9 protein-coding genes are annotated in these 24,364 nt (G+C 66.1%); 2 read left to right on the forward strand and 7 right to left on the reverse strand.

Annotated elements, in window-relative coordinates; translation table 11 throughout:
• Positions 1-221: 221 nt before the first annotated feature.
• Together DESTE_RS06160 and DESTE_RS06165 are read right to left on the reverse strand one after the other, a co-directional pair.
• Positions 222-1,511, reverse strand: coding sequence for an HlyD family type I secretion periplasmic adaptor subunit (locus DESTE_RS06160; RefSeq protein WP_051384586.1), 1,290 nt, complete (start codon positions 1,509-1,511; stop codon positions 222-224).
• 312 nt (positions 1,512-1,823) lie between these two features.
• On the reverse strand, positions 1,824-4,064 hold the full coding sequence (locus DESTE_RS06165) for a type I secretion system permease/ATPase (protein ID WP_035069860.1): 2,241 nt from the start codon (positions 4,062-4,064) through the stop codon (positions 1,824-1,826).
• A gap of 1,946 nt (positions 4,065-6,010) precedes the next feature.
• Here DESTE_RS06165 and DESTE_RS06175 point away from each other — a divergent pair.
• Positions 6,011-13,561, forward strand: coding sequence for a Calx-beta domain-containing protein (locus DESTE_RS06175; RefSeq protein ID WP_084559377.1), 7,551 nt, complete (start codon positions 6,011-6,013; stop codon positions 13,559-13,561).
• A 461-nt stretch (positions 13,562-14,022) separates the two neighbouring features.
• Positions 14,023-19,020 (forward strand): beta strand repeat-containing protein, encoded by a 4,998-nt coding sequence (locus DESTE_RS17150; protein WP_198015331.1) that lies wholly within the window; start codon positions 14,023-14,025, stop codon positions 19,018-19,020.
• 88 nt (positions 19,021-19,108) lie between these two features.
• On the opposite strand, the gene DESTE_RS06185 is transcribed toward DESTE_RS17150, so the two are convergent.
• The 5 genes from DESTE_RS06185 to DESTE_RS06205 form a co-directional block, all read right to left on the reverse strand.
• Entirely contained in the window at positions 19,109-19,834 is a 726-nt protein-coding gene (locus DESTE_RS06185; RefSeq protein ID WP_035066084.1) for an ABC transporter ATP-binding protein, read from the reverse strand.
• A complete protein-coding gene (locus DESTE_RS06190; RefSeq protein WP_035066087.1) occupies positions 19,834-20,601 on the reverse strand; it encodes an ABC transporter ATP-binding protein in 768 nt (255 codons plus the stop codon). Before DESTE_RS06190 ends, DESTE_RS06185 begins: the two co-directional genes overlap by 1 nt.
• Before the next feature lie 12 nt (positions 20,602-20,613).
• Entirely contained in the window at positions 20,614-21,690 is a 1,077-nt protein-coding gene (locus DESTE_RS06195) for a branched-chain amino acid ABC transporter permease (RefSeq protein WP_035066090.1), read from the reverse strand.
• A 30-nt stretch (positions 21,691-21,720) separates the two neighbouring features.
• Positions 21,721-22,641 (reverse strand): branched-chain amino acid ABC transporter permease, encoded by a 921-nt coding sequence (locus tag DESTE_RS06200; protein WP_035066092.1) that lies wholly within the window; start codon positions 22,639-22,641, stop codon positions 21,721-21,723.
• Positions 22,642-22,926: 285 nt separating this feature from the next.
• A complete protein-coding gene (locus DESTE_RS06205) occupies positions 22,927-24,090 on the reverse strand; it encodes an ABC transporter substrate-binding protein (RefSeq protein ID WP_035066095.1) in 1,164 nt (387 codons plus the stop codon).
• Positions 24,091-24,364: the final 274 nt, after the last annotated feature.

Consider the following 24,364-nt stretch of genomic DNA (forward strand, 5'->3'; position numbering starts at 1 on the left):
CGCCAGGCTCAAAAAACAGACGACAAGCAGGGCAAGCACCGGCAACGTCCGCAGGCGGCGTCCCAAAAGGAACCATGCCGGGCCATCTGCGCCGGGCTTGCAGGGGACGCGGGGCCTGCGGCGCGCGCACGCCCCCCCGGCCCCGCCCGCCGCAACCGGCGGACCGGGATGATGCGGCGCGTTGCCCGCGCCGTTTCCCTCATCCCTGGCCCATTGCCGCATCAACGCTCCCGCAGGGCATTCTGCTGCGCCTTCAGGATGGGCTTCAGCAGATAATCAAGCACCGTCTTCTTGCCGGTAAGGATATCCACCGTGGCGGTCATGCCCGGCATGATGGGCAGGTTTTCGCCGCGATAGGTAATGGCGTTCTTCTTGGTGCGCAGCTTGACCAGATAGTAGAACTCGCCCTTGCGGTCCTCTATGGTGTCCGCGCTGATCTGCTCCAGCCCCGCCTCCAGGCCGCCGTAGATGGAGAAGTCATAGGCGGTGATCTTGACGATGGCCTTCTGACCCGGATGCAGGAAGGCGATGTCCGCCGGGCGGATGCGCGCTTCGATCAGCAGTGTGTCGTCCAGCGGCACCAGTTCCAGAATGGATTCACCCGGCTTCACCACCCCGCCCTGGGTATTGATGATGATGCGCTTCACCGTGCCGCGCACCGGGGCGCGCAGGTCGGTACGGGTCACCCGGTCTTCACCGGCGGACAGGGTTTCGCGCAGCGAATTCAGTTCCACGCGGCGCTTGTTGATTTCTTCCACCGCCTGCGAGCGCACCTCGGCCTTGCGGTGCGACAAGCGCTGCTCCACCTCGTGCACCGCGCTGCGGGCCTTGGGGATGTTCACGGCCAGCGAACTGATGTCGCCGCGCAGCTGGATGACGCGCTGTTCAAGGCTCAGGTAGTCCACCTTGGAATAAATCTGCTTTTCCACCAGCGGGCGGGCAATGTCGCGCTGTTCCTGCGCCACGCGCAGGCTGGCTCCCAACTGGCCCTGCCGCCCCACCATTTCCTCCACTTCCTGGCGCTTCTGCGTAAGCTGGCTCTCCAGCACGCTCAGTTCCAGTTCCAGCTGACGCTTGCGGGCATTGTGGATGGAAGTCTGGTCGGCCACCACCTGCGGGGCATTCTCCACCACTTCCGGCGGGTACACCGGATCCTTGCCCGACAGTTCCGCCTCCAGCCGGGCGATGGCGGCCATGTGCTCGTACGATTTCGCCACTGCGTCGCGGAAAAAGCTGGCCGCCGATTCGTTATCCAGGCGCACCAGCACCGTGCCCTTTTCGACGATCTGCCCTTCGCGCACGAATATTTCGCTGATGATGCCGCCTTCCAGGTTCTGGATTTCCTGGATGCGCTGCGAAGGAATGACCTGGGCCTGGCCGCGCGTCACCTCGTCCAGCGAGGCAAAGGCCGCCCAACCGATGAACACCAGAAAGAACAGCCCCAACGAGGCGGACAGCAGAAAGGCCAGCGGATGCCCCTTGCGGTGCAGGGCCGCGTCCACCTCGCTCATGAATTCCAGGTCATCGCGATGCACGCCGTGCGCCCCGCCATTGCCCAGCGCGCTGGTGCGGCTGGCCTCTGCGATGCGCTGGCCCAGGGTCGCACCGGCAGGCGCGCCCATGCCGGGTTGTGCGTCCCCGGGTCTGTCCGGAGCCATGCCCGGAGCCATGCCCGGCGGCATGCCGGGCGGCATGGACAGGGGCGCGCCCTGAGGGGGCCCGAGCGGGGCGCCCGAAGGAGTGCCGGGAGTGGTCGCGGGCCCCGGCTCGCCCGTTGTGGTCTTGTCGTGTTCCATGGTCATGCTCCGCTGGTGCGCCGCGCATCAGCCCTGTTGCGGTGGTCGCGGTGGTCGCGGTGGTTGCGGTGATTGCGGTGATTGCGGTGGTCTGGGCGCCTGGGCGGGCGCGCCCGAAAAGCGCGCAGGCCCCGCCGCGCGCACCTGATCGCCGCGCAACGCGGCAAGTACGGCCTGCTTGGGGCCGTCAGCCACCACCCGGCCATGGTCGAGCACGATCAGCCGGTCCACCAGGTCCAGCATGCTCACCCGGTGGGTGACCAGAATCAGCGTCTTCTTGTCCAGTATTTCCGCAAGGCGCCGCTTCAGCGCCATTTCCGACGAATTGTCCATGTTGCTGGACGGTTCGTCCAGTATCAAAACGTCAGGGTCGTGCAACAGCGAACGGGCCAGGGCCACGGCCTGACGCTGCCCGCCCGAAAGGGCCATGCCCCGCTCGCCCACCGGCATGCCGAAACCCGCCGGGTGCCCCCGCACGAAGTCGACCACACCGGCGATGGTGGCGGCGCGCAGGATCATCCTGTCGTCGGCGTTGGGCACGCCGATGGCGATGTTGTCGCGCACCGAGCCGTAGAACAGGTAGTTGTCCTGGGCAAGGTAGCCCACGCGCGAGCGCAGGTCGGCCATGTCCATCTGGCGGATGTCCACCCCGCCGAAGCGCACGGCGCCGTCACGCGGCTGGTACAGGCCGATGGCCAGACGCCCCAGGGTGGATTTGCCCGACCCCATGCGCCCGATGATGCCCACCCGCTCGCCGGGGCGAATGGTGGCGTTGACGTTCTCCAGCGCCAGCCGTTCCGAGCCCGGGTAGGCGAAGGAGACGCTTTCGAAAACCATGGAATGTTCCAGCGGGCCGAAGTCGACATAAGGACGATCTTCGGGCCGCTCGGTGGGCAGGTTCATGAGCATGTCCAGCGACTTCAGGGCCATGCGCGACTGTTGCAACCGCGCCAGCATGGCCGCCACCTGGCTCAGCGGGGCCATGGCGCGCGAGGCCAGCATGTTGCAGGCGATCAGCCCGCCCATGGTCAGCAGGCCGTCCGAAATGCGGTACACGCCCCAGATGATCACCGTCACGCTGACCAACTGGGTGAACAGGATGGACATGGTCACCGAGATGTTGGCCAGCCCCTTGGTATGGGCATTGGAGACGGCGCTCATGCCCACCACCTTTTCCCAGGCGTGCTGCATGCGGCCTTCCGCCAGCGACGACTTTACCGTTTCCAGCCCGTTGATGATCTCCACCAGCAGGGCGTTCTTCTGCATGCCTTCCTTGTAGCCCGCCTCGGCCACCCGCTGGAACGGCAACTGGAGCAGCATGCCGATGCCCACCACGATGGGCACCGCCAGCATGGGCACCACGCCGATGGGGCCGCCGATGAAGCACACGATGAGCACGAACAGCACCAGGAAGGGCAGGTCCACCAGCGCCAGCAGCGTGGTGGAGCCGAAGAACTCGCGCAGCGATTCGAACTCGCGCAGGTTGTTGGCCAGAGACCCGGTGGAGTCGGGCTTGGCGTCCAGGCGCAGGCTCATCAGCTGGTTCATCAGGCGGCTGGCCAGCACGATGTCGGCGTTGCGGCCCGCCACGTCCACGAAGTAGCTGCGCAGGTTGCGCAGCAGAAAGTCGAACACGTAGGCGATGCCGATGCCTATGGCCAGCACCCACAGCGTTTCCGTGGCGCTGTTGGGCACCACGCGGTCATACACGTTCATGAAGAACAGCGGGCTGACGATGGTCAGCAGGTTCACCACCACGCTGGCGAACAGCACGTGCTTGTAGATGGGCAGGAAGTGCAGCAGCGTATCCCAGAACCAGCGCTTGGCCTTCAGCAGCTTTATCTCGCTGACCCGGCGGTCCAGCTTGCCTTCCAGCCGGGCGAACATGGCGTAGCCGGTGTATTCCTTGGTCAGTTCGTCCACGGGCACGCTGCGCGGTTCCATGCCCGTTTCGGGAAACAGCACCTCGGCCTTGTCGCCGTTCAGGCCCAGCAGCACGCAGGCCTTTTCCTGCCGCAGCAGCAGGATGCATGGCAGCGTCAGCGCGGAGATGCGGTCCAGGGTGGGGCGGTACACCACGCTGGAGGCCATGCCTGCCGTGCGCGCGGCGCGGATGCAGGCGGAGGGATGCACCGGCCCGTCCGACATGGGCAACCCGGCGACGAGAAACCGCGTGGACACGGGCTTGCCGTGCAGGCGGAACAGAAAGGCCATGCATTCGATGAGCGGCGGGGTGTAGTCCACGTCCGCCGGGTCCAGCCCGCGCATGTCGGGAATGCCGCCCTGCGGCACCGGGGGTTCCAGCGCGGCGTCAAGCTGCGGGCCTTCCAGCGCCGCGGCTGCTGCGGCAGCCGCAGCGCGCGGGATGGCCGAAGGCGGCGGGGGCGGCACGGGGCGCGGCGCGCCCACGGCGGGGATGGGCTCTTCCCGCGCGAAGGCGGCGGCGCGGTCAGGGTCCGGCGTCATGACCGCACGCGGCGCCGGGGCGGAAGGTCCGGGCACGGTCCCCTTGGGTGCGCCAGCCGGACCGGAAGCGGGAGCCGCCCCCCCTGGGGCAGCGGGGCTGGCGGGGCGGGCCGGATTGGCCAAACTGGCCGGATTGGCAGGATTGGTAGGACTGGCCGGATTGGTTGGATTGGTTGGATTGGCAGGACTGGCCGGTGCCCCCGGTGGGGGGGGGGCAGCCGCCGCAGGCCGGGGATGTTGCCCTGCTTGCCCGGCTTGCGCGGCTTGCCCGGCTTGCCCGGCTTGCGCGGACGGCCCTGCTTGCACGGACTGCCCTGCTTGCCCTGCTTGCACGGACTGGGCGGTCGTGCTGCCCGCGGGCTTGGCGGGCACATCGGAAATCTTGCCGCCACTCTCGGCAGGCCGGGCACCGGGTGGCGGGGTGGCGGGCCTGGAGGTTCCAGCCGGAGCAGCCGGACTGGCAGGACTGGCAGAGCCTGCGGCGCCAATCGGCGAAGCCGATCCCGCTGGCCTGGCGCCGTCGCTGCCCACCGTCTTGCCGGACTCGCCGTCGCTGCCCGTGCCGGAGCGTCCGGCAAAGCCGTACGAAGGCCTCGCGGGCCTCTCGCCAGATCTTTCCGAATTCTTTTCCGGGGTCCGCTCGGCAGGTCTGGACGCCGGAGCGTCCGCCGGTTTGCCCGCAGCCCTGTCCGATGCTTTGTCCGGTGTTTTCTCGGGGTTCCGCTCCGAAAAACGCGACAAGGGGCGCTCCGCAGGCCTTGCCGCATCGGGGCCAGCCGGACGCTGGGACGCCTTGTCCAACGGGCCGTGAGCCCCCTGGGAACCGGACGTCCCGGGGGTAGCGGGAGAACCGGCGCCGCCTGCGCCGACCGGAGAAGGCCGTTCGCCAGGCCGAGCCTCCGGCCGCGCCGCGGAAGACGCACCCAAGGTTCCCGAAGGCGAAAGCCCTGCTGCTGGTGAAGACTCTCGACCGGATGTCGCCTTGTCCGGCTCCTTGCCGGGCTGCGTGGCTTCGGGGCGGGCGGAGGGCGGGGAGGAAGACTTGTCTGACACGGCGGAACCCCTCATGAGGTGAATGACCAACGGCGCGGCGAGGGGACGGCAACTGCCCCCTCTTTCCGGACATTTCATCATATACGCGCGGGCACCCTGCCGCGCAACCGGATTATGGCGGCCTTTCCTGGTCGTTGCACCTGTTCCGCGCATGACGGCGCCCCGCCATGCGCGGCCACCGCCCCGCCACTCCCGCCGCGCCCTGCCCCTCCCAAAGGATAGGGAATCCCCTGCCGTTCCGCCGTGCCCCAAGACGGCAGGCCAATCCGGAAAAACCGGATTCTCCGCGCCATTCAACAATCCTGTGCATCGTCTTCACAGTGCGACGTAGGAAAAACCCTACCTCACAGCATCATGCATTTCATCATTCCCCCATCAAAAACTGTGCGCCATTACAATATTTCGCAACACGGTCACCGTCCCCGTGGGAATCGCTGCACATTTCCGTTCACGCAACTGCATGTTTCACCACGTCTCCCCCCATTTTCACTACACTGGCGTACATTTCCTTGCCGAAGTTTACTCAAACGCATATATGCCCAGAATCGGTCTTCCAGATCTTTCCACTGCATGACGGTGCATCGTGCATCGCCTACGCGAAAACGCGTCTTGGAAGTCCGCCCTGATGACTCCGGGCAGTCGCACCTGCCCGCCCAACCTGTGCCCGTACGGCGCGCAGATATCATGAGGTAGCGATGACCCGTTCCCCGCAGGGTGCCGCCGGGCGCGGCACCGCCCCCGCCACAGAGCCTGTCACGTTGCTCCTGCCCTCTGCCGGGCAGGAGCTTCATTTCGACGCCAACGCCGACTCCCGTTTCGCCCTTGGCTTTCCCACCGATGCCGCCAGCCTTGACCGCAGCGGCGACGACCTTGTCTTCAGCTTTCCCGATGGCGGCCGCATCGTGCTGTCCGGGTTCTTCGAAGGCAACAACGCCGACCTGCTGCCGGAATTCAGCCTTCCCGAAGGCGGCACCATTTCCGGCTACGACTTTCTGGCCGCGCTGGAGCCCGACCTGCTGCCCGCCGCCGGTCCGGGTGCGGGCACGGGTGCTGCCGGTGGGGGCGTCGGCGACTACAGCGACGACCCCGGCAGCCTCATCGCCGGGGTGGACCGCATGGATCCTTTGTCCCCGTTCTTCTGGAACAGCGCCGTGGAACCCACCCTGGACGCCGAAGGCCCCCTGGACACCGCGTCCGGCACGCTGGGCTTCACGCTGCTGCCGGTAAACCCCGACGGCAGCCTGGCCACCACCCTGGGCGGCTATGAGGACAACCGGCCCGACCAGCACCTGGACCCCACGGGCGGTCCCGAGCAGCCGTTGCAACTTACCGTGGCCTTCACCCCGGCGGACAACGAGGAACTGACCCAGCTCACCCTCACCGGCTTCCATGAAGGCACCACCATCAGCATCGGCGACCCGTCCTTCGGACCCGGCAGCTTCGTGGTGACCGGCCCCGGCCAGACCGTCACGCTGACCCCGGCCCAGATCGCCGCGGGCGTTTTCGTACGGCCGCCGGAAGACAGTTCCGCCGACATGAATCTTTCGGCCACCGCCGACATCCGCGACCCGGATTCCGGCATGACCAACGCCATCTCCGGCACCTTCACGCTGGTCATCGACGCCGTGGCCGACAAGCCCGGCCTGGAGGCCACGGCGCAGTCCGCCCCGGCTGCCGAGGAAACGCCCGTCACCGTGCATGCCACGGCCACCTTCACCGACCTGGACGGCTCGGAGCGCCACTACATCGAAGTGCGCGACATCCCCACCGACTGGGTGCTCACCGGCACCCTGCCGCAAGGCTGGGTGATCGTGGACCCGGTCACCCACCAGCCGGTCACCACGCCGCTGCACGCCCTGGGCGAAAACGCCACCTACACCCTGGTCATCGAGGTGACGGACGCCACCACCGCCAGCTACGGCGGCATCAATTCCGGCGACAGCGCCAGCATCGGCGCGGACCTCACCTTCGACCCGCGCGACTGGTCCGACGAACGCTGGGGCGACGGCACCCCGCGCGAAGGCGATGGCGGCGCCACCCTGACCGTGGCCGCCGTGGCGCAGGAAACCGTGACCGATGGCGAACTGACCACCGCCAACAACACTTCCGAAACCACGGACACCGTGGTGGTCTCGCGCACGGAGGACCACCCGGACATCACGCCGGATGGAACCACCGGCCATGCCCTGACCCTGGTGGCCGATGAATCCGCCGGGTTGCAGCAGTACGGCGGCAAGGGCGACGTGGACCCCTCTACACTGTCCGCCCCGGTCAATGCCGTGCTGGCGGGCCTTGACCTGTCCGCCGCCGATGCGCTGTCGGCCACGCGGGGCACCGTGACCTTCGACCTGCATTCCGACGGCAGCGCAGAGGCGGCTGGCAACCAGGCCACGCCCTCTGCCGTGTCCATCGCCTGGGACGCCACGCAGGCCGTGCCGGAAGGCACCGTGCTGCGCACCGCATCGGGCGCGGACATCACGCTGACGGTGGATGAAAACGACCCGCACGTGCTCCACGGCGTGTACACCGAGGACGACGTGCAGCACACCGCCTTCGTGGTGGTCATTGCCGATGCCAACCTTTCCGGCGCGGGCACGGCCACGGTCACCTTCGTGCAGTATGCCCCGCTGGCCCACGGAAACACCGGCAACCACAATGAAGGGCAGGAGTTGCCCGCCTTCCGGTTCACCGTCACCGACGACGAGGGCGACACCACCTCGGCCACGGTGCAGGTGACCGTGCACGACGACGGCCCCACCGCCAACGCGGACAACAACACCTTCGACGAGGCCACGGTGACCGCCATCGACGGCAACGTGCTGACCGGTGAAAGCTCGCACGGCACGGACAGCACGCCCGACGCCTCCGGTACTGATGGCTGGACGGGCAGCGGCGGCCCGGTGACCGGCTTTTCCGTGGTGGTGGGTTCCACCACCTACGGCGGCCTTGCGCTGGACACCCCGGTGACCATCTACAACCCCGGCAGTTCGGTCCCGGCGGGCACCTTCACCCTGCACGCCGACGGCAGCTACACCTTCACCCGCGTGCCGGGGCAGGACATTGCCGATTCCTTCACCATGAAGGTTAACTACACGGTCACGGACGGCGATGGCGATTCCGCCTCGTCCTCCCTGACCCTGCACCTGAACGCCGCGCCCACCCTGCAACTTTCGCTGACCGGCGATTCGCAGGTGTACGAGGACGCGGCGTACGGAGCGCGCGTGAACCCGGCGGGGGGCGGCAACGATGGCTGGAACGCCAGCGGCGACAACAGTCACGACATCGCCACCTACACGGTCAGCTGGGCCTACGCGGGCGGGCGCGCCACCGACGGCACCTTTGCCGCGGGCTCGTTCAGCTTCGACGTGACCCTGAAGGACGGCTCCGCCAAATTCGACGCCGACACCACCGACAACACCACCATGGCCAACACCGGCGACGTGACCTGGGCCGTGGCCGACGGCAACGGCGGGTGGACGGCCATGACCTTCAACCTGACCACCGCCGACGGGCGTGCCGCGCTGGTTGCCGCCCTCAACGCGGAACTGGCCGAACGCTACGGCAGCAATGCCGAAGGCGAAAGCTACGTGCGCGTCGCATCCGTATCCGCCGACGGCAGGACCCTGACCTTCACCGTGCTGGACGGCTGCCCGCTGGACGACGCACTGCCCGTGCGCGTGGCCGCCATCGACGACAGGCTGGGCGACAACGGCGAAACCTACTCCGTACAGATCGGCAACATCCACCCGGTGGAAGACACCCCGTCCACCATGGACGTGGTCATCGCCGGGCAGCGCAACCAGTCCACCACCGTGTACGATGAAGGCAACGCGGCGGAAGGCGACGGCTTCCGCGTGGGGCTGGAAAGCCCGGTACACGTGCAGGAAAGCGACGGTTCGGCCCAGCTCACCGTGGTGCTCTACGAAAAGGACGGCGACCTGTACACGGTGGACGAAGGCCCCGTGCAGAACATCACCGTGTCGCTCAAGTTCGGCGCCACGGGCGACACCGCAGGGGCCGACCAGGACTACTTCACCACCACTTCGTACACGCTGAAGCCCTCCGACTGGACGTGGAACGCCACGGAAGGGCGCTGGGAAGCCAAGCTGCCGGTGAAGCTGGCCGACGACCGCCTGAGCGAGGGCAGTGAAAGCTTTACCGTGAAGCTTACCGGCGTGTCCGGGCACGAGGCCGGACTGAACGACGCCAGGACCACCGCCACGGTGACCATCACCGACGACACCGCCGCCGGACACGAAGCGAAGCTGGACGGCCCGTCGCTGGAATACTTCGGCCCGGAAACCGTGGTGCGCGAACCCGTGGCCCCTGGCGAATCCGCCGAGTTCGCGGGCGGCGTCAACACCACCGACACGGTGAACACCGTGGGCTACACCATCATCCTCACGGAAGTTGCCGCGCAGGACGTGGTGGTGTGGCTGAAGCTGGGATCTGAAGGCCTTGGCACCGACTTCCGCACCGGCACCGGCCTGCACGCGGCGTCGGAAACTTCGGGTCTGCCCGGCTACGCCGACAGGCCCGAAGGCGCCGACTACTACGTCATCGTCAAGGCGGGCGAGGCATCGGCCCGGTTCACCGTGGACATCCTGCACGACCACGACACCGCCGCGGACGGCCATGGCGTGGACGCAGGCACGGACACCGTGTCGTGGACCATCGTGGACATGCAGGGCAGCGAGGTGCGCTTCACCCCCGGCGAATCCGGATCCACCAGCACGGAAACCATCGCCGACGACATGCACGGCCCGGTGGTCTCCATCACCGAACTGGACGTCACCCAGAACACCGCCGACGCCACCACCACCATCAAGGTGGGCCTGGGCAACGACGCCGAAGGCCACGCCACGGCCAACGAGGACGTCACCGTCACTGTGCAGATGGTATACAGCGACGGCAGCGTGCACGAATACACCGTGACCATCCCCGCCGGGCAGGACATGGGCAGCCTTACCCTGCCCATCCCGCACACCGACTACTACCACGTGCGCGTGGTGGGCGCCGATGGCGGCGAAACCCGCTACGACGACGGGTTCCGCTTCGTGGACGTCACCGGCCCCGGCGGTGGCGGCGGCACGGATCATGGCCGCGTCACCCTGGGCCTTGCCGCGCACGACCTGCCGGAAAACGCCAGCCACGACGGGGTGAACCAGTCGGTGTACACCGTCACTGGCAGCCTGTCGGACAATTACCGGCCCCTGCAGAACGGCGACGTCAGCTTTACCCTGAAGACCTTCGACAACAGCGCGCACAGCCCCGACGACTACACGGCGGGCGACGTGACCGTGACCGTGGATTCCGGCCTGATGGTACTGGCCAGGATGTCCGCCACCGAGAGCTTCTCGGTGGATGTCATGGAGGACGGCACGGCGGTGTTCACCATCCCCGACCTGCAATTCCTGGGGGGGACGCACGCGGTGTCCATCAGCTTCGCGCCCGACGGCGCGGCGTCCATCGTGGTGGACGGCAAGCCCGCCGACGGGCTCATCGCCACCCTGATCGAAGACCACCTGCTGCACGGCGCGGTGACCGTAACCGGCACCACGCCCATCGTGAACGTGGTGGACGACAACCGCGTGGAAGGCGACGAAACCTATTCCGTGGTGCTGTCCAACCTCAGCGGCAACGCCACCGTGGCCGGTGACGGGCACGGCAGCATGGACACCGCCACCATCATCGACAACGACGCCCCCATGGTGCAGGTTACCATCACCGACCATACCGGCGCGCAGACGGACACCGCCACCGAAGGCCAGGCCCACCCGCTGACGGTCACGGTCAACCTGGTGGACGCCGACGGGCACGCCCTGGCCCTGGGCGACGGCCCGGTGACCTTCCAGCTGACCTTCAGCGGCACGGCGGAACAGGGCAAGGACTTCGCGCCCTACACCACCCTGGTCACCATTCCCGACGGCGGTTCCGCCGCTTCTGTGCAGGTCAGCCTGCCCGACGATTACATCAGCGACGGCAATCGCACGTTCGTCGTGACGGCCACCCCCGTGGCCAACGATCCGTACAACGGCTACCCCGCCGGGTTCATCGGCAGCGGCAGCAGCGTGGAAGTGACCATCGTCGACCACGTCAACGGGCCGGACGTCACGCTGACGGCGTCCACCACCAGCATCTCGGAAAACAACGGCACCGCCAGCTTCGGCATTTCCATGGACAAGGCCGTGGAAGAGGACGCCACCTTCACCGTGCGCGTGGACTTTGGCCCGGGCATGACCGAGGCGGACCTGGCCGGGGTGAAGATAGGCACCGGCACGGTATCCACCGACGGCATCGTCCGAATCTTGGGCGGCCCCGACGGCGCCACCGTGGTGGGCTGGGAATTCCAGGTCAGCGTGCCCAAGGGCAGCGCGGGGGGCGGGGCCTTCAGCGTGGTGACGCAGAACGACTACCAGACCGAAGGCAAGGAAACCTTCACCGTGTCGCTGGTGGACAGCCACGGGGGCGAAATCGGCTCCCTTGGCGATGCCCACACGGTCACCGTCAACGACACCCTGGACGGCCCGCAGGTGTATCTGGACACCAGGGGCGACTATGGCACGGCGGAAGAAGGCGGCAGCGCGGAACTGCACATCGGCATGACCAAGGCCGCCGTGGCCGACTTCAGCGTCGACCTTACCGTGCAGACGCCGGAACTGCTGACGCCCGGCTCCACCGCCACGCTGTGGATCAAGACCGCCAGCGGCGACTGGCAGGCCGTGGACACGGCGGTGGCCATCGGCGCGGACGGCTCGCTGCGGGTCACCGTGCCCGCCGGGGCCGTGGACGCCAAGGTCAGCTTCGACCTGGCAGGCAACGACGTGGTGGGCGACAGCCATACCCTCACCGTCACCCTGGACGGCGTTGCCGACGGCGAAAGCGCGGTGCGTTCCGTGGGCTCGCTCACCTCCACCTTTGCCGAGGAAAGCCACAACTCCATCACCTATCAGCTTGCGGGGTCCGCGCCGGACAGCAACGCCGTGGTCACCTACACCCTGAAGGGTGTGGCCTTCGCCAACGTTGCCTCGGTGACCGTGGACGGCCAGGCGGTGACCATCACCAACGTGGGCGGCAAGGCCACCTTCTCGGTGACGGGCGCGGCGGGCGCGGCCATATCCGACCGCATCACCGTCACCTTCAAGGATGCCGGGGCCGCCGCCGACAAGGCCGCCCTGACCATCGGCAGCAGCGTGCGCCTGAGCGCGGACATCGCCGTGGCGGACGCCACCCCCGGCCTCGTGGCGGCAGCGGCCACGCTCATCGCGCTTACCGGCGACGATGCCGCACTGGCGGCCACGGGCGTGCTGCATGTCAGCGACCTGCTGGCGGGCGTGGACGACCCCAGTCCCCACGCGGCGGGCATCGGCTTCGGTGACAACGCCTCGGCCAGCGACGGCATGGGCCACGCAGGTTCCGGCTGGACGACGGATACCGCCAGCGGCGAACTGCATTACAGCCTCACCGGCGACGGGCACTACACCTGGACCGCGCACGACCTGGGCGATGCGGCGGACAAGGCCACCTCCACCCTGACCACCCACGTGCAGACGGGCACCGTGTTCGACGGCTCCGACGATGCGCACGGCATCGGCCTCATCGTGGCCGGATCCAGCCATGGCGACACCATCACCGGTTCCAGCGGCGACGACCGTATCCACGGCGGCGCGGGCAACGACCACCTGTATGGAGGGGACGGCAACGACGTGCTGCATGGCGGCGATGGCAACGACCATCTCGACGGCGGCGTGGGGATGAACACCCTGTATGGCGATGCGGGCGACGACACCCTGGTGGCACGCGACATCAGCGGCGACGGGTTCATCACCAGCGACGACTTCGGGGGGCTGCACGGCGGCACCGGGCACGACACCCTGCTGGTGCAGGGCGAGGACGTAACCCTGGACTTCAGCCGCATCACGGCGGGCACGGTCACCGGCATCGAGGCCATCGACCTTACCGCCCACGGCGCGCAGCACGTCACCCTCAGCCTGGACGACCTGACATCCAGCGACACCGGGTCGCTGTCGGTGGTGTTCGGCGAAGCCCCGGTGCTTTCCGCCAGTTCGGCGGCCAGCTCGGACCACGCGGCCGACGGCTCGGTGACCTTCACGGCGGCGGGAGGCGATTCGGTGACCCTGACCGGCCTTACCGCCACCCAGATCGCCAGCATCGGCGACCTGACCGATACGCAGGACCACCAGTTGCTCATCCACCAGGTGGTCAGCTCCACGTCGGGCGGGTAACCGCAGACAGAACCTCACACCAGCAATGACGCGGGCCGCTCCGAAAGGGGCGGCCCGCTTGCGTTGTGACGGCGACCGGAAACCGCCCCACCCACCCTGCGAGCCCTTCTGCGCGCGCCCCTGCAAAATGCAGATCTCCACATGCAAATGCACCGTAACAGTTTGTTACACAGCGAAACAATTCACACAACAAGGTGCCATCAACCAACACATGGCGCTTAACACTTCTTTGCATGAATTGTTTTATTTTAGCGCATACTCCTATCGTATCCACTATTGAAATGCAGTACACAATGAACATCCATACCCTTGGCAAACAACCAAGGGCACATTTTCGCACAGCACCCTTCAGTTTTTACGACATTCAACACAACAATCAATCATAACAGTGTGGCATGTCCCATCTTGCCTGCCGCACCAAGCAATCCACAACCGTGGCAGTCACCACAGAGGGGGGAACCATGGAAACGTCAGCCAACATCCAGCCGTCAGGCCGCCAGGGTGGCGGAGCAGGCACGCCCCTGCACGCACCCGGCGCAGGACAGGTCCAGGTGGTAGAGGCGGCCGCCGGGTCGCTCTTCGAGCTGTCTTTCGCCGCCGAGGACGCCAGCCTGGCGCGCAGCGACAACGACCTTGTCTTCAACTTCGAAAACGGCGGGCGCATCGTGCTGGCCGGGTTCTTTGCTGCGGGCGATACCGACGCCCTGCCGCAATTCACCCTGCCGGAAGGCGGCACCATCTCCGGCTACGAATTTCTCGCCGCGCTGGACCCCGACCTGCTGCCCGCCGCCGGACCGGGGGCAGGGGGGGCGGGGGGCACGGCTGGCGGCGGCGTGGGTGAATACAGCGACGATGCAGGCAGCCTGATCGGCGGGGTGTCCGCGCTGGACCCGCTGACCACCACCGGCCTTGGCGCCGCCGCCCTTGTCGCCCTCACCGACGACGCCACCACGCCGGACATCGACTATGGTGTCAGCATCATCGGCTCTGCCGTCACCGTGGCGGAACGCGGCCTGCTGGCCGACGTGGAGGTGCATGAATCCTCGTCCGCCGCGCAGACAGGCACCTTTTCCGTATCCGCACCCGATGGCATCGCCACGGTGACCGTGGGCGGAGTCACCGTGGTTTCCGGAGGCTCGCTGGTGGCAGACGAGGCCGCGCGCACCGTCACCACCGAAAACGGCACCCTGGTCATCACCGGGTACGACGCGGCCACCGGCATCTTCAGCTATACCTACACCCTGACGGACACCGTGCTGGCATCGGGCGATGCGTACACCTTCGACGTGGCCGTCACCGCAACGGATACCGACGGGGACACGGCCTCGGGCGTCATTTCCGTCACCGTGCTGGACGACGCGCCCACGGCCGTTGCCGATACGGCCAGCGTCACCGAAGACACCTCCACCACCGCCACCGGCCACCTGCTGGACAACGACACCCAAGGAGCCGACGGGGCCACGGTGACCGCCGTGGGCACCACCAACGTGGCCGAAACGGGCAACACCATCATCGAGGGCGACTACGGCACCCTGACCATCGCCGCAGACGGCGCCTACACCTATACCCTGAACAACAGCCTTGCGGCGGTGCAGCACCTGACCACCGGCGAGACGCTGACCGAAACCTTCTCCTACACGCTTACCGACGGCGACGGAGACACCTCTGCCGCCGACCTCACGGTAACCATCAACGGCAGCGACGACGGGGTCACCCTGTCCGGCCTGGGCGAAAGCTGCGTGACCGTGCCCGAAAGCGCCCTGGCGGACGGCAGCCACCCCGATTCGGCTGCGCTGGTCCAGAGCGGCACCTTCACGGTCACCGCCGCCGACGGGCTGGACACCATCAGCGTGGCAAGCGTCACCGTCATCTCCGGCGGCGTGCTGGTGACCAACGAGGCCGACCGCACCATCACCACCGACACCGGCACGCTGGTCATTACCGGCTACGACGCCGCCACCGGCACCGTCAGCTACACCTTCACCCTCGCCGACAACCTGACCGTGGCCGGGGATTCGGCGGACATCTCCTACACCGTCACGGCCACCGACAGGGACGGAAGCTCGGATACCGCATCGCTGACGGTCACCGTGCTGGACGACGCGCCCACGGCTGTTGCCGATACGGCCAGCGTCACCGAAGACACCTCCACCACCGCCACCGGCCACCTGCTGGACAACGACACCCAGGGCGCCGACGGGGCCACGGTGACCGCCGTGGGCGCCACCAGCGTGGCCGAAACGGGCAGCACCATTATCGAGGGCGACTACGGCACCCTGACCATCGCCGCAGACGGCACCTACACCTACACCCTGAACAACAGCCTTGCGGCGGTGCAGCACCTGACCACCGGCGAGACGCTGACCGAAACCTTCTCCTACACGCTTACCGACGGCGACGGCGACACCTCTGCCGCCGACCTTACGGTAACCATCAACGGCAGCAACGACGGTGTCACCCTGTCCGGCTTGGGCGAAAGCTGCGTGACCGTGCCCGAAAGCGCCCTGGCGGACGGCAGCCACCCCGATTCGGCTGCGCTGGTCCAGACCGGCGCCTTCACGGTCACCGCCGCCGACGGGCTGGACACCATCAGCGTGGCAAACGTCACCGTCATCTCCGGCGGCGTGCTGGTGACCAACGAGGCCGACCGCACCATCACCACCGACACCGGCACGCTGGTCATCACCGGGTACGACGCCGCCACCGGCACCGTCAGCTATACCTTCACCCTGACCGACAACCTGACCGTGACCGGGGATTCGGCGGACATCTCCTACACCGTCACGGCCACCGACAGGGACGGAAGCACGGATACCGCATCGCTGACGGTCACCGTGCTGGACGACGCGCCCACGGCATTCCACGACACCGCCAGCGTCACCGAAGACACCTCCACCACCGCCACCGGCCATCTGCTGGACAACGACACCCAGGGCGCCGACGGGGCCACGGTGACCACCGCGTCTTCGGACTACGACACCGACGGCGCGTCCATCGCCCAGGACGGCACCATCACCGTGCAGGGCCAGTACGGCACCCTGATCATCGCCGCAGACGGCACCTACACCTACACCCTGAACAACAACGCCGCAGAGGTGCAGGCCCTGAACGCGGGCCAGAGCGTGGCCGACGTGTTCAGCTACACCCTTACGGACGCCGACGGCGACGCGTCCGCCGCCACACTCACCGTCACGGTGCACGGCACCAATGAAAACACGCCGCCCGTGGCCCTGTGCGACACGGCCACCATTCATGAAAGCGACGTGAACCCGACCACCGGGGCGGTGACGGTAAGCATCGGCAGCAGCGTGCTGGGCAACGACAGCGACGCGGAAACCCCCGACACCCTGTCGGTGGCCAACGCGGGCACCTACGACCTCGACTACGGCACCCTGGTCATCCACGCCGACGGCACCTACACCTATACCGTGGACATGACCGACCCGGCGGTGCAGGCCCTGTTCGCCAGCACCTCCACCAGTGCGGAATCGCTGTCCGACACCTTCACCTACACCGTCTCCGACGGCCATGGCGGCACCACGTCGTCCACGCTTACCCTGTCGCTGGTGCCGGACAAACTGGCCACCGGCACATCCGGTGACGACACGGTGACCATGGGCGGCGCGGGCAACGACGTTCTGGTGGGCGACCCCGGCGGAGTTACCGAAACCACGGTGTACGCCACCTACAACGTTGCCATCATTCTCGATTCGTCAGGCAGCATGTCCGAATCGCAACTGGAAAAGGCCATCGAGGCGCTGACCAACCTCATCCAGCAGCTGGAGGACTACGAAGGCACGGTGAACCTGAAGGTCATCGACTTCGATACCGGCATCAGCAACACCTGGAGCGGCGTGCTGACCGAAAGCACCATAACCGAGGTGCTGGCGGTGCTCGACAAGGTATCCAGCGGCGGCGGCACCAACTACGAAGCCGCGTTCAACGAGGCCGCCGGGTGGTTCGCTTCCTCCGGCATCTCGGACAACGGCGGCGAGAACGTGGTGTACTTCGTCACCGACGGGGAACCGACGTACTACTACAAGGACTCGGTCTCCTACACCTACACCACGGGTGGGCCGGGCCAGGGCGGCGGGCCGGGTGGTCACGGCCAGGGTCAGGGCCAGGGCCAGGGGGGCGGCCAGTCCACCACCTACGCCGTGGACGTGCCCGACGACTACGTGCTGGGCACGGTGGTGTACAACAGCGCGGGCACGGCGCGCATCAACGCCGAGGGGTACCTGGAATACTCCACCAACAACGGGACAACCTGGACCACCACCAACGTTTCCGTGCTTGGCGGCTCCGGCGGTTCCACCAGCGACACCGAGACGGATCAGTCGGAAGCGGCGTTCGCCCACCTGCTGGCCCAACTGGACAACGACGTGGCGGTGAACGCCATAGGCATCGGCAGCAGCTTCATGGGTGGCCCCGGCGGCGGCAGTACGACCACCTCGCTGCTTGACGCGTACGACAATACCGGCGGCGCGCAGATCATCACCGACGCCTCGCAACTGGCCGCCGCCCTGGATGCAGGCACCACCGACCTCAACCCCGAGGCCACTGGCTCGGATACCCTCAGCGGCGGTGCGGGCGACGACATACTGTTCGGCGATGCCCTGAACACCGACTACCTGCTGACCCAGACCGACTGGGACCACGGCTCGCTGACGTCGGGTGACTCGCTGGCCATTCTCAAGGCCTATCTGGCCGCCACCCTGGGGCACGAGGCCAGCAACGACGAGTTGCGCGCCTACATCACCGAGCATCAGGACGCACTGTCCGGCGGGGCCAGTGAATCACGCGGGGCAGCCGACGTGCTGCACGGCGGTGACGGCAACGATACCCTCTACGGGCAGGGCGGCGACGACACCCTGTATGGCGACGCGGGCGACGACCACCTGTATGGCCAGGGAGGCAACGACCACCTGTATGGAGGGGACGGCAACGACCATTTGTATGGGGGCGACGGCAACGACTACCTGGACGGCGGCATGGGCGTGGACACCCTGCACGGCGGGGCAGGCAACGATACCCTGGTTGTGCACGACACCAACGCGGACCTCACCATCAACGGCTCGGACTTCGCCGGGCTGCACGGCGGCGAGGGCTACGACACCCTGGTGATCGACGATGCCGGGGTGACCCTGGACTTCACCAGCATCGACAGTTCCACCGTCACCGGCATAGAGGCCATCGACCTCACCGCGTCCGGCGCGCAGACGGTCACCCTGTCGGCAGCGGACCTGCTGGATCTTTCCGCCACCATGGATGCGGGCAACTCGCTGACCATCAGCGGAACCTCGGACGACCACGTGAACCTTTCCGGTTCGGGCTGGACCAATACCCATACCAGCCAGACGGTGAACGGAGTAACCTACGACGTGTACACCGGCGCCTCGGGTTCGGAAGCCCACACCCTGCTGGTGCAACACGAGATCATCGTGAACACCACGGGGTAACCGGGCCACCCGGCCCGTACATGAACGCAAAACGGGCCGCCCTTTCGGGCGGCCCGCTGCATTTTCGTCGCAATGCCTGTCCGGCGTACTACCCGCCGAGATAGGCCTTTTTCACTTCCGGGTCGTTCAGCAGCGAATCGGACGGGCCTTCGGCCACGATCTCGCCGGTGTCCAGCACGTAGCCACGGCTGGCCACCTGCAAGGCAAGACGGGCGTTCTGTTCCACCACGATGATGGTCAGCCCCTCGCGGTTCAGTTCCTTCAGGGTGCGGAACATCTCGTACATCAGCAGCGGGGCGAGGCCCATGGACGGTTCGTCCAGCAGCAGCACCTCGCAACTGGTCATCAGCGCGCGGCCCACGGCCAGCATCTGCTGTTCGCCCCCGGACAGGGTATCGCTGCGCTGGGTGCGCCGCTCTGCCAGACGGGGGAACAGGTCGAAGATGCGTTCCAGGTCGCGGCTGATGGTCGGGTCGTTCTTGCGGGCGTAGGTGGCCAGCATCAGGTTTTCCATCACCGACAGGTTGCCGAAGATGTGCCGCCCTTCGGGCACCAGCGCGATGTGCAGCTTGCTGACCACGTCGTGCGGTTCCACGTTCAGCAGCGACTTGCCCTTGAACAGGATGTCGCCGCCGCTGACCTTGGGCGCCTCCGGCGGGGGCAGGCGCATGATGGACTTCAGCGTGGTCGATTTGCCCGCGCCGTTGGCCCCGATGAGGGTGACGATCTCCCCTTCGTTCACATGGAACGAAAGGCCGTGCAACGCCTCGATATTGCCGTACTTTACGTAGAGATTCTCGATGGAGAGCAGCATCAGATCGTATCGTCTCCCAGGTATGCCTTGATGACGACCGGGTTGGACTGGATTTCCTCCGGCGTCCCTTCGGCAATGGTGCTACCGAAATCGATGACCTTGATCCATTCGCACAGGCTCATGACCACCTTCATCTGGTGTTCGATCATCCAGATGGCGATGTCGAACTCGTCGTGAATCCAGCGGATGAGCTTGATCAGCCCGTCCACGTCCGCCGAGTTCAGCCCCGCCGCCGGTTCGTCCAGCAGCAGCAGCTTCGGCTTGATGGACATGGCCCGGGCAATCTCCACCCGGCGCTGCAACCCGTAGGGCAGGTTGCGGGGCAGTTCGTGCGCGGCGTCCTTCAGGTCCATGGCCTCCAGCATTTCCCAGGCGATGGCGTCGATGTTGCCCTCGCTCCTGGTAAAGCGGCCGGTACGCAGAAAGGCGTCCCAGATGGTATAGCCTAGGCGGTGGTGCTGGGCGATGCGGATGTTGTCGAGCACGCTCATCTCGTGCCACAGCCGGATGTTCTGGAAGGTGCGGGCAATGCCCCGCGCCGTCACCTGGTGTGGTCGCAAGCCCGCCGTGGGCTTGCCGTCGAAGATGATCTGCCCTTCGGTGGGCTGGTAGAACCCGGATATCAGGTTGAATACCGTGGTCTTGCCAGCGCCGTTGGGACCGATGAGCGCGATGAGCTTGCGCTCTTCCAGCGATATGTTGAAGTCGGAAACGGCCTGCAACCCGCCGAAGCGTTGCGTCACGCCTTTCATTTCAAGCAGCGGCATGTCCTCGTTCCCCTATTTGAACGTGTAGAAGCGGCGCAGCTTCGGGAAGACGCCCGAAAGCTCGCGGTTGCCCATGATGCCTTCGGGCCGGAACTGCATGAGCAGGATGAGGATGAGCGGGATGAGCACCCACTTCCACACCTGGCTCAGTTCGTATCCGTCGGGCAGCATGTGCACGGCGTGCAGGGCCGCATCGATGCCGGGAATGATGAAGCGCAGCGATTCGAGCAGCAGCGTGAACAGGATGGCCGCCATGACCGAACCGGACAGCGAGGCCATGCCGCCAAGGTAGACCATGACCAGGCCTTCCGTGGACTTCAGGATGTTGAAGGCCTGCGGGTTCACGTAGCCGTACACGTGGGCGTACAGCGCCCCGGCAACCCCGGCGAGGCCGGACGAGACCATGAAGGCCACCAGCTTCACGTGGTTGGTGTCCACGCTCATGATCTCGGCGGCCACCTCGTCCTGACACACGGCGGAAATGCCCTTGCCATAGGTGGAATTGACCAGGCGGCGCAGGATCCACACCGAGAACAGCGTGCCCAGAATCACCCAGATGAACATCCAGGGAATGTCCACCAGGTCGCGCATGCCGTTGATGACCCGCTTCATGCCGTGAAAGCCGCGCGGCCCGCCGATGATGTCCAGGTTCTCGATGACCGAGATGACGATGTAGTTGGCTGCGATGGTGATGATGGCCAGATAGTCGCCGCGCGTGCGGAACGAAGGCAGCGCCACCAGCAGGCCGAACACGGCGGAGATCAACCCCGCCGCCACCAGCACCAGCGGGAACAGCATGGGGGCCAGTTCCGGCGGCAGCAGCGCATCGCCCACCATCTTGTTGGAAGTGAACAGCACCACCGACAGCACGGAAGAGGCATAGGCCCCCACGCACATGAACCCGGCGTGCCCGCAGGAGAACTCGCCCATGTAGCCGTTCACGACGTTGAGGCTGCTGGCGAAGATGATGTTGATGCCCATGAACATGAGCACCGTCTGGGTGTATTGATCTATGAGATTGAACTGCGCCAGCAGCACAAGGCCAAGGCACAGCGCCGCCAGTGCGACGTTGAGGGTGTATTTCTGCATGCTCGGATATCCTCTGGCGTGCGTCGCGGGTTAGATCTTGGTGGTCTTTGCCACGCCGAAGAGCCCGGTGGGCCGTTGCCACAGGATCATCAGCAGGATGGTGAAGGCGAACAGGTCCCTGAAAGTAGAGGGCAGGAACGCCGCCACCATGATCTCGATGAACGCCAGCAGAAAACCGCCGATGAACGCCCCGCGAATGTCGCCGATGCCGCCCACCACCGCCGCGATGAAGGCCTTCCAGCCCACCATGGCGCCCATGTAGGGGTCGAGGATGGGGTAGGACATGGCAAAAAGCAGCCCGGCAAGGCCCGCAAAGCCCGACCCCAGCACGAAGGTGAACACGATGATCGAATCCAGCGGAATGCCCATCAGCGGCAGCGCAAACTTGTCCCACGCCACCGCGCGCATGGCCATGCCGATGCGGGTGCGCGTGACGATGAATTGCAGCAGGAAGAACACCAGGAAGGCCGCCACGATGACCCACAATTTCAGGTTGGTCACCGACACGGAACCGAAGGTGTATACCACCTTGTCCACCATGTCGGGCAGCTTGCGGCGGCTGGCACCCAGCAGGGCGAGGTTGCCGTTTTCAAGGACAAGGCCGCACATCAGGGCGGTAATGACCACGTACAGCCGGTGCGCGCCCTTGCGCCGCAACGGGCGGTAGGCGATGCGCTCCAGCGTCACGCCCACCCCCGCGGTGAGCAGCATGGTCAGCGGCACGGTCAGCGCCAGCGCGGCCCAGCCGGGCAGGTTGAACACGCCCAGCAGGTCACCCAGCAGCAGCGACGAGACGAAAAATGCAATGTACGCGCCCACCATGAAGATGTCGCCATGGGCGAAGTTGATGAGCAGCAGCACGCCGTACACCAGGGTGTAGCCCAAGGCGATCAGCGCGTAGAAGCTGCCCCACTGCAGCGCGTTGAACAGGTTCTGGATGAAGATTTCCACAGTCCCGAAACCCTCCGTGGAACGGTTCACCCCTTGGCGCACGCCGTACGCGCGTCAGGGGGGCAGAACACGGGCGGCGCGTCGTGCGCGCCGTCCGTGAAAGGTGATTCGTATGTTCCGCTTCACAGGTGCCAGGTTCCGGATGGGAACCCGCGCAGGGCGGCACCAGGGCCGGGCGGCAACCCGGCGCGCCGCATGGGCGGCGCGAGGTGAAAGCGGAAGCCGCAGTGTGCGTGCGGCAGGAAAGGCCCCGCGCGGCCAAGGGGCCGCGCGGGGCATCATGCATTAGTTGGGGCAGACCGATTCGGCGAAGGTGAATTCGCCCTTTTCGCTGATCTTGACGACCACGGCGCACTTGATGGGGTCGCCTTCGGCGTCGAAGCTCATCTTGCCGGTGATGCCGTCAAAGGTCTTGATGTTGGCCATGGCATCGCGGACGGCCTTGCGCATCTTGCGGGTGTCGGAATCAACCTTGCCCACATTCTGAATGGCCTGAAGCACGATACGGGTGGCGTCCCAGGTCAGCGCGGCCACGTCGTCGGGGATGTAGCCGTACTTGTTGTTGTACTTGTCGATGAATTCCTTGGTGGCGCCGGTGGCGCCAGCGGCGGCGTAGTGGGTGGAGAAGAACTGGCCCACGCATTCCTTGCCGCACAGGTCCATCAGCTCGGCAGAACCCCAGGCGTCGGAACCCATGAAGGGACCCTTGTAGCCAAGGTCACGCGCCTGCTTCACGATAAGGGCAACGATGTTGTAGTTTTCAGGCAGGAAGATGAAGTCGGGCTTGGCAGCGATGACCTTGGTCAGCTGGGCCGAGAAGTCCTGGTCCTTGGTGCCGTGCGATTCCATGCCCACCACGGAACCGGCGCCATGCTTCTTTTCCCATTCCGACTTGAAGAACTCGGCAAGGCCCTTCGAGTAGTCGTTGGAAATGTCGAACAGCGCGGCGGCCTTCTTGGCGTTGAACTGCTTGGAGGCGAAGTTCACGACCACGGGAGCCTGGAAGGGATCGAGGAAGGCGGCGCGGAACACCCACGGACGGCCCTTGGTGGTATCCGGGTTGGTGGACCAGGGCGAGATCATCGGGGTTTCGTTGTCGTTGGCAACGCCGCCGGCGGGCACGGCCTGCTTGGACGACTGCGGGCCGACCACGGCCAGGACCTGGTCGCGCTCGATGACCTTCAGCATGGCGTTGACGGCGGATTCGGGCTTGGCTTCGTTGTCCTCGAACACGAATTCGAGCTTGTACTTCTTGCCGCCCACGTCCAGGCCGCCCTTGCCGTTGATTTCTTCGCGCAGCATTTCGGCGGCGAACTTCGCGGCCTCGCCCACCTTGGGGATGTCACCGGTCAGGGGGATGACGAAGCCGAGCTTGATGGTGTCGGCGGCGAACGCCTGGCCCGACAGCACCAGCAGAAGTGCCAGCACGAGCAATACTGTCTTCTTCATCTTTGCCTCCTCGCAGGGAAACTAGGGTTTTTGATAGCGGTTTAGTATCGCAATCGGCCCATGAAGGGAACCGCTTTCTTCAATAATGTCTTTTTTGTAAAAGACAAATCATATAAGCATGTTGCGTTTTAACCATTTTGTCACCCTAATTTCTGCCGTCATACTGGACAGTTAGCTAACCATAAGGCATCATGCACAAGATGCAGCGCCAGCGGGGCAGCATCGCTTCCACGCTCCGCTCATTCCGCTGCTTGGCGTGGTAATCCGGCATGTT

It is taken from the genome of Nitratidesulfovibrio termitidis HI1 (genome assembly GCF_000504305.1).
Taxonomy (GTDB): domain Bacteria; phylum Desulfobacterota; class Desulfovibrionia; order Desulfovibrionales; family Desulfovibrionaceae; genus Cupidesulfovibrio; species Cupidesulfovibrio termitidis.

Coding starts and splice junctions, on each gene's coding strand:
- DESTE_RS06160 (WP_051384586.1), bottom strand. CDS start 1,511: ATGAGCGAGGTGGACGCGGCCCTGCACCGCAAGGGGCATCCGCTGGCC.
- DESTE_RS06165 (WP_035069860.1), bottom strand. CDS start 4,064: ATGCGCGGGCTGGACCCGGCGGACGTGGACTACACCCCGCCGCTCATC.
- DESTE_RS06175 (WP_084559377.1), top strand. CDS start 6,011: ATGACCCGTTCCCCGCAGGGTGCCGCCGGGCGCGGCACCGCCCCCGCC.
- DESTE_RS17150 (WP_198015331.1), top strand. CDS start 14,023: ATGGAAACGTCAGCCAACATCCAGCCGTCAGGCCGCCAGGGTGGCGGA.
- DESTE_RS06185 (WP_035066084.1), bottom strand. CDS start 19,834: ATGCTGCTCTCCATCGAGAATCTCTACGTAAAGTACGGCAATATCGAG.
- DESTE_RS06190 (WP_035066087.1), bottom strand. CDS start 20,601: ATGCCGCTGCTTGAAATGAAAGGCGTGACGCAACGCTTCGGCGGGTTG.
- DESTE_RS06195 (WP_035066090.1), bottom strand. CDS start 21,690: ATGCAGAAATACACCCTCAACGTCGCACTGGCGGCGCTGTGCCTTGGC.
- DESTE_RS06205 (WP_035066095.1), bottom strand. CDS start 24,090: ATGAAGAAGACAGTATTGCTCGTGCTGGCACTTCTGCTGGTGCTGTCG.